The sequence below is a fragment of the uncultured Sphingobacterium sp. genome (assembly GCF_964277905.1).
In the GTDB taxonomy this organism is placed as follows: Bacteria; Bacteroidota; Bacteroidia; order Sphingobacteriales; family Sphingobacteriaceae; genus Sphingobacterium; species Sphingobacterium siyangense.
Genome location: NZ_CAXYKD010000048.1, coordinates 132,987 through 145,776 on the forward strand (window position 1 = coordinate 132,987; position 12,790 = coordinate 145,776).

Sequence of the window (12,790 nt, forward strand, 5' to 3'; positions counted from 1 at the left end):
ATTTTTGCATAAAATTGTATACAATATGAAAGAGGATTCGCTTGCCTATAAAGTTTATTTAGAAGTACGTAAGAAAATTTTGTCCAGTCAGCTGGCTGGCGGGGCAAGATTGGTGGAAAGTGCTTGGGCGGATAAGATGGCGGTGAGTAGAGTTGCTGTTCGTGAGGCTTTTATGCGTTTAGCAGGGGAGAGTCTGGTTGAGTTTGGTGAAAAAGGTGGCTGTTTTGTGAAGAAAATGACGGTCGAAGATGTGAAGGATATTCGTGAGCTGCGTGAGCTGTTGGAGATAGGTGCATTAAAGATTCTGTTTTCAAAGAAAAGTAAAGAGCTTATCGAAGATTTGGAACTGATCTGCAACGATTTTTCTGACATGGTCAGTAAAGGTTATTATGGTGGTGCTTGCGAGGCGGATGTTCGTTTTCATGAGCGGATTATTGAGGGAACCTGCAATTCAAGGTTGATTGCTATTTACAAGAATAGTAACATCCCCTTATTCCATATGAAGCTTGGCGCTATTATGGGGCAGATGGAAGATTACCTGGATACGGAGAAGGAGCATCGCGCTATTGTTGATGCGCTGAAAGCGGATGACTGGAATAAAGCTTATACCACTTTGGTTCATCATCTGGATCGGGGCGAGCAAGAAGCCTTGGAACTGGTTTAATATTTTTTGGATTTTTATAGTGGGTCTATTGTTTACAATAGACCCTTTTTTGTGTTGTCCCACTGCAACAATTGCCCTTTTTCAGCTTCTGTAATCATAAGTCCCTGAATGCCTTTTGGGTCTAAAGCACAATTTGTTGGATTCTTCCCCGGCGTGGGTATTTTCTCGGTCGTCTTGTTTTTGGTATCAATGCATAGGATATGTTGCGATCCATAAATCGCTGAAAAAAGATAATTGTCCTGCGTGAGAGCTATGCCGTCCGGACCGATACTACCGCCTGTTTCTATGAATTTTTTGATGTTTTCTACCTGTTGTGTCAAGCTGTTCCAGTGCATTTTCCAAATCCATTTTGTGCCTGTTTCAGCGACAAAAAGCGTGCAGTTGTCTGCTGCAAAGGCCAATCCGTTTGGGTAAAAAAGGCCTGTGTGGATCTTCGTAAGCGCACCATGTTTATGTAGACAGCAGATGTAGCCTGTGCCATCTTCGAGGTCATTTCCCGGGCAGGAGAATAGGAGGTTCCCTTCGGTATCAAAACATAAGTCGTTGGGCATTTTTAATGGCTTTCCTGCGATTTCCCTGACTATTGTCGTCGTGGTTTTGTCGAAGGGATCATAGCAACGGATGCTGTTTTGTTGTGAATCGCAAAACCATATTATGCCGTTTTTATCGATTGCAATTCCGTTGGGATGTCCATTCACAGCTATTCTGCTATACTGATTGTCTTTGTAATAGACCAAGTTTCCTGCTTCTTTCTCCACAAGCCATAGGCCACCCTCCCGGTCGAAAGCAGGGCCTTCTGGAAAAAGAAGTCCTTCAATGAGAATATTCATTTTTAAAAATTTTAAAATTTATTTTAAATGTATACAAAAATATTGTAATTTGGTATACATAAAATAAGGTGTATTTAAATACAAATTATTGATGACTGCAACATGTGTGGTGGTGATCGTCCAATTATAACAATAACAAATAGCAAAACTTTTAATAGGCATGCAAGAAAATGAAAAATCAGCCGCGATACTGCGGGAGAATGCAAGATGGATACCTGGTGGAGTGGTATCGTTAAATCGGAAGTCAGATCCGAATATCTGCTTCGTCAAAGGGAATGGTAGTTTGGTCGAAGATATTGATGGGAACAGCTACATCGATTATCAGGCTGGATTTGCAGCATCCTTTCTGGGGCATAATGATCCTGATGTGAACGCCGCAGTATTACAGACATTGCAGGAGCAGCAGGTATTGATGGGGGCTGGGCCCACGTTACTGGAAGGTGAGTTTGCGGAGCTTTTTTGTCAGTCTGTTCCTTCGGTGGAGAGCGTTCAGATTACAACTACAGGGTCGGAAGCGACTTACCATGCGATCCGTATTGCCCGTGCGGTAACAGGGCGTGATCATGTGATTGTTATGCAGGGGGGCTACAATGGCTGGCATAACGATGTGGCCTGCAATGTGATCAGTCAACGTGCAGATGTTGGCTCATATCAAAGTCCGGGAGAATATCCATTCGATTCATTAAGTGCTGGCGTTCCCAAAAATCACAGCGATTTAGTACACATTGTCAACTACAACGATTTGGAAAGTGTGCTGTATGTGGTTCAAAAATATGATGTTGCCTGTATTTTGTTGGAGCCTATTCTTCAGAATATCGGTATTGTAAAGCCAAAGGAAGGTTACCTGGAAGGCTTACGCGAGATGGCGGACGAGCATGGGTTTCTGTTGATCTTTGATGAAGTGAAAACTGGATTTAGACATGCGCTGGGGGGCTATCAGTCGATTTGTGGTATTCAGCCGGATCTTTCAACTTTCGGAAAGGCGGTTGCAAACGGCTACCCATTGGGTGTTATTGCAGGAAAGAAAAAATACATGGATTACTTTGTAGATCCTGATAAGTCGAAGCGGGTGATGATTGCCGGTACTTTTAATGCTTTTCCTTTAACGACTGCCGCGGCAATTGCAACATTGAAAAAATTAGGCAGCTCGGAGCATCGAGTTTATGAGCACGTAGAAGCACTTGGTGTGCGTTTGGAACAAGGATATAACGAAATATTTCCTAAATTAGGCGTACCATTTTATGTCGCACGTCAAGGATCTGCCTTCTGTACATATTTTATGGACCATGCGCCAGTCAATTTTCATGATATTTTGGATAACCACAACTTTGAACTGGATACCCAATATCGTAAAAAGCTTATTAAAGAAGGGATTTTCAATTTCCCGGCACCAATTAAACAAGGAAGTATCTCCTTTGCGCATACGGAGGATGATATTGATCGGACTTTAGAAGCAACTGAACGCGTAATAAAAAGTTTGTAAACCCTAACTATGAAAATAACCGCTATTGAAACCTTTGTGTGCCATGCGCGCATGCGAAATTGGATTTTTGTCAAAATTATTACCGATCAGCCCGGACTTTGGGGCTGGGGCGAAGCCACCTTGGAATGGCATACGCAAAGTGTGGTCGGAGCAATCAAAGATATTTCTCAATTGTTGATCGGTGAAGATCCGCGTCGTATTGAATACCTGTGGCAGATGATGTATAGACAACATTTCTGGCATGGAAACGGGATCGTTCGTGGCACGGCCATCAGTGGTATCGACATCGCCTTATGGGATATTCTAGGTAAAATTCACAATGTCCCTTGTCACGAGTTGTGGGGAGGCCGTGTGCGTGATTATATCCGTTTGTATTGTCATTTAGGTGGAGGTCGCATGGAAGATTTTTATGAGACTGCTCCGGATGATGCCAAACGATTTGGTGATCTTGCGCTAAAAGCTGTTGATGAGGGTTTTACCGCTTTTAAATCGATGGCTGTTCCAGAGACAATGTCGTTGGAAGGTCTTCGTCCAATTAAATATGCTGAAGCTTGCGTGAAGGCCATGCGTGACGCTGTCGGCGACGATATTGATATTATGGTGGATTGCCATGCACGGCCAAGCCCACGGATGGGGATGCAATTTGCGAAAGCATTGGAGCCTTATGGCCTATATTTCTTTGAAGAGCCATGTTGGCCAGAGTCCATGGAAGATATTGCCTTGATTCAACGGGCGGTGACGACACCTATTGCTTCAGGCGAACGTTTGATCGGAGTGCATGCATTTCGGGATATGCTCGAGAAGCGGGCAGTGAGTGTGATTCAACCTGACATTACCCATTGTGGCGGTCTCTCTGAAGCGCGTAAGATCGCAGCTTTGGCTGATGCTTACCGTGTATCTATGGCGCCACATAACCCTCAGGGACCTGTGAGTACGGCCGCCTCCATTGAGCTGGGATTTGCAACACCATCCTATATTATTTGCGAAAGTGTGCATAAGGACGTTGAATGGCGCCAGGACGTGGTTACCGAAGGGTTTACAGTTCAAGAGAAAGGGCGGATTGTTCTGCCGAATAAGCGCGCCGGTTTGGGTATTGAAATCAATGAAGAAGAGGTAAAGAAGCATCCTTTTCAACAGGAAATATTGCAGCGAACCTTCTATAAAGACGGTAGTGTAGGGGATTGGTAGTCTAAAAATAGCGATAATGGAGGAATATAAGAATAAAGTCGTATTGATCAGTGGGGGACTTGGTGATATCGGAAGGGCTATGGCTGAAGCATTTTTGACCCAGCAGGCAATTGTATGCATCTCGGATCGGTTTGAACCACAGGTGGCGAGAGCGCGGTGGCCCTTGTTGGATGATGCTGGAGCACGTTTGTTTTATGATCAGGTCGATGTTGCAGACGCCAGGCAGGTTGACGCCTGGGTACAACGCATAAGGCAGGAGTTGGGCGCAATATCCATCTGTATCGCGAATGCCGCATGTGTCACTATTAAAGATTTCAGCACGTTAAGCAACGAAGAATGGAAGAATGAAATGGCCGTTAATCTCGACGGTTCATTCTTCCTGGCGAATGCCTGTGCGAAGTCATTTGTGGAGACTGAGCTTGCGGGCTCGATCATTTTTATGGGTAGCTGGGCTGCACATGCTGTACATCAAAATTTACCGACCTATAGTGTCTCTAAGGCGGGCCTGCGTATGCTTTGCCAGGCCATGGCTCTTGAATATGCGGCGTACGGAATTCGTGTCAACGAAATTGCACCAGGCTATGTCAATGCCGGGTTGAGCAAAGTGGTCTGGTCATCAAACGCCGAACTTCAAATGAAAGCAAAGGCTGTGGTGCCACTTGGCCAGATTATAGAAGCCGAAGAGGTTGCTAAACAGGTGCTATGGATCTGTTCGGACAATTGTAAACATATGACTGGTACCGCAATTGTGATGGATGGTGGACTGTCTTTGATTAGACCTTAACGTATGAAACAGAAAGACCTCTTGAAAGAAACGACGGGTAGTTTGTACGGACGATTTGGACTTAGCCAATGTGATATTACTCCACCGATCGGCATCTATTCCCGTAATTGGGGGGCGGCTGCATTTGACCAGGCAACGGCTGTTCATCAGCCTTTGATGATGCATTGTCTATATATGCAATCCTGCGATGGCTTGCCTGCAATTCTGCTAACCGCTGATTTAGGCTGGTGGAAAAATGCAGCTGATGAACAGAATTTGCGATTAGCATTGCTCAGTCATTTTAATCTAGCTGAATCGCAGCTGATTTTTGCGCTATCGCATACCCATGCGGGGCCTAGCATCTGTTCGACAGATGCAGCGCAACCTGGAGGTGAACTGATTTTGCCGTACCTTGAATTCCTCAAACAACAGGCGATATCTTGTGTTGAAATGGCACAAAGTGGTTTATTTAAGGGGAGTCTAACCTGGAACTATGGTGTATGTGATTTGGCCAGCAACCGCGATCTGGAAGTGGATTCTCATTATCTGATTGGTTACAATCCATTGAAAGAAGCAGATACAACCTTGTTGGTCGGACGGCTGTATGATGAAACTGAAAGTTTAAAAGCGGTTATTTGTAATTATGCCTGCCACCCAACTAGCTTTGCTCACGAGAACGATTTGCTCTCACCCGATTTTGTGGGCGAAATGCGAAATACAGTAGAGCGCTCCTTATCCGTGCCTTGTCTTTTTTTACAGGGCGCGTCAGGTGATTTAGCTCCACGGAGACAATATGTAAAGGATCCAGCACTGGTCGAAGCCAACGGAAAGCAGTTGGGTTATGCTGTTCTCGCAACGCTGGCACAGGAACAGCATGGTCATAAAAACTGGGTTTTTAAGGAATCCTTGATTTCCGGGGCTCCACTGGCCTGTTGGGGATTTCGGGAACAGACTGCTCCAATCGATCTTAAGCAAAGGGTATTATCCGTCAAAGTGCCTTACAAAAAGCTGCCTAGTCCCGAAGCAATTTTGAGTGAATACGAACGCTGTACGGATCGTGTTATGAAAGATCGCCTTTGGCGGAAATATAATACCCGTAAATCCATTGGAGATCAACAGGAAGCTATTATTCCGGTGTGGATCTGGAAAATGGGAGATGCTGTGTTGGTGGCGCAGGCCAATGAAGCCTATTCCTGTTATCAAATCGAAGTGAGAGCCCAATTTCCAGATCATACGATCGTTTTTATCAATATCGCGAATGGCTATGTGGGGTATCTCGCACCGAAGGAGCTTTATGATAAGGATATTTATGCTGTGTGGCAAAGCCCCTATGCCAGCGGCGGTCTTGAAATACTTATTGAACAAACTAAATTAGGAATTCAAACATTATTGACCGATGAAACTCGATTGGATTGATGTCGTTATTTTTGCCGTATATATTATTGGTATAGTGGTATTGGGCTTATACGCTTCGAAAAAAAACTCCGCCTCGAAGCGGGATTATTTTCTTGCGGGTGATAAGCTGCCCTGGTGGATGATTGGCGGAAGTATCATTGCCGCAAATATCAGCAGCCATCATCTCGTTGGTGCTATGGGGGCTGCTTATAGTCGCGGTTTTGTCGCGATCACCCTGGAATGGGGAGCGATTCTAATCGGTTTTAATGCATTATTATGGATATTTCTCCCTTTTTATATCCGCAACGGTTTCTATACGATTCCTGAATACCTTGAAAAAAGATACGGCAACGCTACCCGCGTGCTTTACGCTATTTTGATCCTGTTTACCTATGTTTTTGTGGAGATTGGAGCTGTTCTTTATTTGGGCGGTCTGTCGCTGCACGCTTTATTCGGCATTCCTATTTTATACAGTATTTTTGGAATGGCAATTTTGACCGGTTTATATACCGTTTTAGGCGGTTTAAAAGCGGTGATATGGACGGAGATGGTACAGCTTGTCATTTTGGTGCTGGGCGGAATAGTATTAACTTTTGCCACCATTGATGCGGCAGGAGGTTTTCAGTCTGTGGTAGAATCCTCCAAGGATTGGAAAATGTTTTATCCCGCATCTGATCCTGACTTTCCCTGGACCATGTATTTAGGTGGACTGTTGTGTATCAGCGTGTTTTATTGTGCTACGAACCAATTTATTGTGCAGCGCGTATTGGCGGCAAAAAATGAATGGCATGGGCGCATGGGTGTCATCTTTGGTGACTATCTTAAATTTTTGGTTCCCTTGATTATTACTATTCCGGCATTGGTGGCTCCAAAATTCCTACCGCATCTCGATCAGCCCGATTTGCTATTTGCGACACTCGTGGAAACCTTATTGCCCAAAGGTTTGGTTGGTTTGGTGATGGCAGGGTTAATTTCGGCCATCATGTCCCATATTTCAGGAGCGATCAATTCCTGTACAACGATTCTGACCGTCGATATCTATAGCCAGTATATTAATAAAAATGCAAGTGACTACGAAGCAGTCCGTTTTGGTAAGCGCGCCGGAGTCGCTATTATCGTGCTCGGAATCATGAGTGCGGTTGTACTGATCAGTTATTCGGATAAACCAGTTTTCCTTTATTTGATGAATCTATACGGTCTTTTTACACCAGGCATTGCAACGATGTTTTTAATGGGGGTTTTTTGGAAAAGAACCACATCGCAGGGTGCTTTGACAGCAGGTTTACTGACAATTCCCCTTTCTTTACTTTTGGAATACACCTTACCTGAAATGCCTTTTTTTAATAGAACAGGTATTGTATTCTGGACTTGTATGATTGCTTGCGCAGTAGTCAGTTTGTTGACACCTGCGGTCTCAGAAGCAAGGTTAAAAAATCTTGTGTTGACGGGCGATTCTTTTCAGGTGCCGGATCAGGATAAAGCCGCTTACCGTGGATTTCGAAATCCGACCCTATGGTGGATAATTATAACGGTGTTGGTGCTCTATTTTTATGTACGTTATTTTTAGCTTAACTTGTTGAAGTGTTAAACTTTTAAAACTTATCCAGATGATCGAGCCAATACTGAAAGAATTAAATACCAAGATAGAGAACATTTTTCCGAAAATCGTTGCAATACGCCGACATATCCATCAGCATCCTGAATTGTCTTTCCAAGAATACGAGACAAGTGCCTATATTCAGCAACAACTCGGGGAATTGGGTATACCATTTGAGATTGTCGCTCAAACAGGAGTTGTGGCTGTGCTGACCGGTCAAAAATCGGCAAGTGATGATATTGTGGTATTACGGGCAGATATTGATGCTTTACCGATAGACGAGCAAAATGATGTGGGATATAAATCGAAGAATAGTGGTGTCATGCATGCTTGTGGCCATGATTTTCATACGGCTAATCTATTGGGGGCAGCATCTATATTAAATGATTATAAAACGGAGTTTTCCGGTAAAATTGTTTTGCTATTTCAGCCTGCTGAGGAAAAGATTCCTGGCGGAGCGATTCAGGTTTTGGAATCTGGGATTCTGGAATCTTTCGGTGGAACGATTAAAGCTGTGCTGGGTTTACATGTAAGTCCCCGTGTTTCTGTAGGAAAAGTCGGTTTACGTTCCGGGCGATTTATGGCTTCGAGCGACGAGTTCTATTTCACCATTAAGGGACGTGGTGGCCATGCTGCGGAGCCACATCGGGCTGTTGATCCCATTATGATCGGCGCGCAGTTACTCACCACCTTACAGCAAGTTGTCAGTCGGAAAGCCAACCCTGATGTACCATCTGTATTGACCTTTGGTCGTTTTATTGGAGATGGTGCTGCCAATGTTATTCCCGAGGAAGTTAAATTAGCCGGAACATTTCGTACAATGGATGAGGTATGGCGCAAGGAGGCGCTGGAAATGGTTGCTGAAATAGCGGCAACGCTTCCTGTATCGCTTGGTGCAAAGGTAGAAGTTGAAGTCCGGCATGGTTATCCCGCGCTTTATAATGATCCCGCGTTAACGCAAAAAGTCAAAACAATTATTGCAGAGACGATGGGGAATAGTGTGCCACAAGATCTCGAAATCTGGATGGCAGCCGAGGATTTTGCTTATTATTCTTATCGTTATCCTGCCTTGTTTATGTTGATAGGCACAAATAATGACGATTCTGCCACACAATATGGTCTTCATAATCCACAATTCAATCTGGATGAAAAGGCTTTCGAAACATCAATCGCTGTTTTAGTCAATGCAGCTATTTCTCTTTTGAATGAATCAAATGAATAGAAAAAAATTCTTGATGTCCTCCTTTGCATTTGGATTATCCTATGCCGTTAATGCGAATAATAAGGTGTTCTCAGAGCATGATAACGTAAAAAAGATAGGGATTATAGGGTTAGACATTACACACGCTGTTGCTTTTACAAGAGCGATTAATACGGCTGCTAACAATCATCCCTACGGAAAATTTAAGGTTGTTGCGGCTTATCCCTATGGAAGCAAAACAATCCCCTTAAGTATCGAGCGTATTCCGAAAATTACAGCGGAAGTGCAGCAGCTCGGTGTTTCGATTGTATCAAGTATTGCCGAGCTATTGAAAAAAGTGGACTATGTGTTTTTGGAGACTAATGATGGAAATCTTCATCTGGAGCAGGCACTTCAAGTAATCAAAGCTAAAAAACCTTTATTTATCGATAAACCAATAGCGAATTCCTATAAGGACGCTTTCCAAATTTTTCAATCAGCAAAAAGCTATGGTTGTCCTGTTTTTTCATCAAGCTCCTTGCGTTATATTACCGGTCTTCAGGAATTAGATAGGACTAAGGTAATAGGTGCAGATGTCTATTGTCCGGCAGTAACGGAACCTTCACATAAGGATCTGTATTGGTATGGCATCCATGGGGTCGAAATGTTATTTGCATTGATGGGACCGGGATGCCGCTCAGTAAAGACTATTCAGGAAGAGGGTACCTCGTTTTATGTTGGGGAGTGGGCGGATGGAAGAATTGCCTCACTTCGGGGTATTCGCGAGGGAAAGGATGATTTTGGAGGAACGGTTTTTTTGAAGGATCAGATTGTCCATTTGGGACAATTTATGGGATACGGCCCATTGTTGGATAAGATCCTTCCGTTTTTCGAAACGGGTGTAAGTCCGGTTGACGAAAAGGAAACCCTGGCAATATGCGCATTTATAGATGCAGCCGAAGAAAGTAAATTAAATGGCGGAAATGTTGTTCAACTTCAAAAATAGGGGGCGAGCCTGCTTAATAATTACTCATCACCGTAATCAACAATGGACTATTAAAAATTGAGGCGGGTGATATGACCGTTTCATTCAGCGGAACGCTGTTACCATAACGCTCTTTCAGCTTAGCTTTCACTTCGGGGCTGCTTAAATCAAAATCTTTTAGTTTCTCAAGTTTCCCAACTTCGATGCCTGCTCCACGCTGGTATATTTTCCAGATCAATTCCGAGCAATAGATCTTATCGTCTGACCATTCGAATGTCGCGTCGTAATTTTTGCCGATAAAATCTTTGCCGATTGCTTTCATTTTGGCCAGTTTCGAATTGCTCAGTACCTGGTCTGCATTTTTGAGGCGCTTGACCGCGTAATGCTGCTTTTCGCCACGCGCAATCCAGTGTTCTAACTTAGTTACAGTTACGGGCTGTACGGCTTCCAGTACATAAGGTTTACCGTTCTCATAAAAAATAATCCCACAATGGGAATACGGAGAACGCGTTGCTAATTGGATGGCCTTGCATTGCGGTGAAATAGAAGACTGAAAGATCATATCGCCATCGTTGAACTGGGGTAGTTTTGAATTAGCCTTCGATTGCTTGGGAGCCATTGACTTTTTTTGCGCATGAACTGGCAATGTCAGCGCTGCGATGATCACAAGATAACTAACAAGAGATATCAGGTAAATAAGTGTCTTTTTCATTGTTTTATTTATGATTTACTGAAATAGTTTAATGATTTTCTTTGATTTGCTCCTTTCGGCGAGTTGAAAAGCAGATAATACGTCGGATTCATATTGATATACTTTCTCCGTGGTGGCACCTTTCTGCAAAAGATAATCTATGGCAATGTTGTTTTTCATTAAGATCGCTTTTCCAAGTAATGTACATTGTGTGAAGCTATAATCCGCTTTAACTTCATCTATACCCAGACGGTTCAGACTATTTAAAGAGGTTTTACGGATAAAATCCATATCGTTTTTTTCTATTGCCGCCTTCAGTACGTCGAAATCATCGACTTGTCTGTTTCTCGTCAGAAATAAGTGATGAAATTGTTTGGCAATAGCATACTGATCCTTTTCTAAAATCCGATGAATGGCATTGCTGCTAAATTCCTCTACTGTGGAAAATCCATGCAGCTGACTAAAAAATAAAAGTATATTTTCAAAAGGGAGCTTGGTTGCCTCCAACTGCATTAGGCCACCCAAATCGTTCGTGTCGAATAAGTTCTCCATGTGTTTGAGGCTGTCCAAAGCGATGAATTGAAATTCAGGTTGGTAGTCCGCGAGCCAATTGGAGGATTTGGATATGACAAAGTTGTTATCAGTAACCCTATAGTTGATGGCGTTAGCCGGTTCGGCATAGTTGATTATTGTTATTGTGCTGTCTGATAGTTCATAATATTTTGAACGAAGATGCTCCGCCGTTGCGGTCGGGAAAAGCCTGTTGAGATTGATCTGTATGGCGTATACGCCCATGGTGTCCACCGGCAAATTATAACAAAGCGTCCCTTGGTCCGTAATGTAAAAGGGTAATCTGTTTCCTGGCTGCTGCTGTGACTGAAAAACGATCTTGTTTTGATTTGCAAACAACGATGTTGCGAGACCGGTCAGTAAGCAAAGCAAGCAAAGCAAGCAAAGACCTGTTTTTAACCACAGGCGATTCATCGGATAAAATGCTTGCATAACTAATCGTGGTATTGTTCTAAAAACTGATTGATCTGATTGGTTAATCCAAACGATTCGGTTTCCAATAAATTGATCTCAGCTTGTATCTCAAGTGTAGTCGGCGATAAAGTTTGTTTTTGGTAGACCTGAATGTCCAGTTCCAAAACCGCTAATTGTAATGCTAGAAGCTGTTTACCTTCTGTTGTATGGAGTTGTAGTTCATTAAAAGCATGTTTTAATCGTTCCAATTCAGCGATTGATTTTTGGATGTCATTTTCATCGGCCTTGCCAAAGTTTGGATAGGCTTCTCCCAGCGTACGAAAAGCATCGAGGTATTCTTCCTCGGACATTTCATAAATATTCGAATAGAGCATATTGTACGCATCAATGGCGTCATAGGTATCCGCATCCATTAAGTCTTCGCGATAGTCCTCGACCAATTGTTTGATGTCTTGAGATTCAATCTGTAAAATTGACTCAATATCCTGTTTGATAAGATTGGCTAATTCCATGCTTTATGCTTAAGTAATTCAAATTCTTTGCTAGCACAATTGTGGGCTGACAAAGAATTTTGTGACTTTGGTATAGACAAAGATCATGTTTTATCGCAAAATTTCAATCCCTATAATCAGCTAATTTTTATTGGAACTGTCTCTCAGCGTTTTTTTATCACCTGAACATCTCCTATAGGCCTATGTAGTCAATATTTCCATCACATTTTTCTGTCTTGTAGGACGTGTTTTTCTTTCTATCCGTTAATCAAACGAAGAGCGGGAAACCGTAGTAGCAAACAGGGATCAGAGCGGTATCAAATTCGACCTTTTAGCATTGTTTGTTCAGTGCTTGTTCAGTGATCGTTCAGTGTTTGTTCAGTGATTACTCAGTATATACTGTATAATCACTGACTAATGACTGTCTAAATACTGATTAAAAATTGTTGTTAGATATGACTTGGTATCCGTATGTTTCGATTTAATACTTATCTTGATTAGCTATACGCTAATCAGGAAATCAGTTTCATGTTTACTAT

At 42.9% G+C, this 12,790-nt stretch carries 12 protein-coding genes; 8 read left to right on the forward strand and 4 right to left on the reverse strand.

The window, feature by feature from the left end; translation table 11 throughout:
- Nucleotides 1-4 precede the first annotated feature (4 nt).
- Complete coding sequence (locus ACHWSC_RS22260) at nucleotides 5-664, forward strand: GntR family transcriptional regulator (protein WP_294349129.1); 660 nt, start codon at nucleotides 5-7, stop codon at nucleotides 662-664.
- A gap of 32 nt (nucleotides 665-696) precedes the next feature.
- Here ACHWSC_RS22260 and ACHWSC_RS22265 read toward each other — a convergent pair whose 3' ends face one another.
- Entirely contained in the window at nucleotides 697-1,494 is a 798-nt protein-coding gene (locus ACHWSC_RS22265) for an SMP-30/gluconolactonase/LRE family protein (protein WP_394678226.1), read from the reverse strand.
- A gap of 160 nt (nucleotides 1,495-1,654) precedes the next feature.
- Here ACHWSC_RS22265 and ACHWSC_RS22270 point away from each other — a divergent pair, with 160 nt between their 5' ends.
- From ACHWSC_RS22270 to ACHWSC_RS22300, 7 genes are read left to right on the forward strand one after another with little or no spacing between them, the layout of a single operon-like run.
- Entirely contained in the window at nucleotides 1,655-2,977 is a 1,323-nt protein-coding gene (locus tag ACHWSC_RS22270) for an aspartate aminotransferase family protein (RefSeq protein ID WP_394678227.1), read from the forward strand.
- Nucleotides 2,978-2,986: 9 nt separating this feature from the next.
- The gene (dgoD, locus tag ACHWSC_RS22275; protein ID WP_088160977.1) at nucleotides 2,987-4,165 is read left to right on the forward strand and encodes a galactonate dehydratase; all 1,179 of its coding nucleotides are present in this window, start codon (nucleotides 2,987-2,989) and stop codon (nucleotides 4,163-4,165) included.
- A 16-nt stretch (nucleotides 4,166-4,181) separates the two neighbouring features.
- The gene (locus ACHWSC_RS22280; RefSeq protein WP_394678228.1) at nucleotides 4,182-4,949 is read left to right on the forward strand and encodes an SDR family NAD(P)-dependent oxidoreductase; all 768 of its coding nucleotides are present in this window, start codon (nucleotides 4,182-4,184) and stop codon (nucleotides 4,947-4,949) included.
- Between the two features lie 3 nt (nucleotides 4,950-4,952).
- Complete coding sequence (locus ACHWSC_RS22285; RefSeq protein WP_394678229.1) at nucleotides 4,953-6,344, forward strand: hypothetical protein; 1,392 nt, start codon at nucleotides 4,953-4,955, stop codon at nucleotides 6,342-6,344.
- On the forward strand, nucleotides 6,325-7,890 hold the full coding sequence (locus ACHWSC_RS22290) for an SLC5 family protein (RefSeq protein WP_182984211.1): 1,566 nt from the start codon (nucleotides 6,325-6,327) through the stop codon (nucleotides 7,888-7,890). The genes ACHWSC_RS22285 and ACHWSC_RS22290 overlap by 20 nt, the downstream gene beginning before the upstream one ends.
- Nucleotides 7,891-7,930: 40 nt before the next feature.
- Nucleotides 7,931-9,142, forward strand: a complete 1,212-nt coding sequence (locus tag ACHWSC_RS22295) for a M20 family metallopeptidase (RefSeq protein WP_075991904.1) — start codon at nucleotides 7,931-7,933, stop codon at nucleotides 9,140-9,142.
- A complete protein-coding gene (locus tag ACHWSC_RS22300; RefSeq protein ID WP_394678230.1) occupies nucleotides 9,135-10,106 on the forward strand; it encodes a Gfo/Idh/MocA family protein in 972 nt (323 codons plus the stop codon). Before ACHWSC_RS22295 ends, ACHWSC_RS22300 begins: the two co-directional genes overlap by 8 nt.
- Nucleotides 10,107-10,119: 13 nt before the next feature.
- On the opposite strand, the gene ACHWSC_RS22305 is transcribed toward ACHWSC_RS22300, so the two are convergent.
- The 3 genes from ACHWSC_RS22305 to ACHWSC_RS22315 are packed head-to-tail and all read right to left on the reverse strand — an operon-like array spanning nucleotide 10,120 to nucleotide 12,272.
- Entirely contained in the window at nucleotides 10,120-10,797 is a 678-nt protein-coding gene (locus ACHWSC_RS22305) for a YiiX family permuted papain-like enzyme (RefSeq protein ID WP_394678231.1), read from the reverse strand.
- A 15-nt stretch (nucleotides 10,798-10,812) separates the two neighbouring features.
- Complete coding sequence (locus ACHWSC_RS22310) at nucleotides 10,813-11,778, reverse strand: hypothetical protein (RefSeq protein ID WP_394678232.1); 966 nt, start codon at nucleotides 11,776-11,778, stop codon at nucleotides 10,813-10,815.
- 2 nt (nucleotides 11,779-11,780) lie between these two features.
- Nucleotides 11,781-12,272, reverse strand: a complete 492-nt coding sequence (locus ACHWSC_RS22315) for a hypothetical protein (protein ID WP_075991908.1) — start codon at nucleotides 12,270-12,272, stop codon at nucleotides 11,781-11,783.
- Between the last annotated feature and the right edge of the window lie 518 nt (nucleotides 12,273-12,790).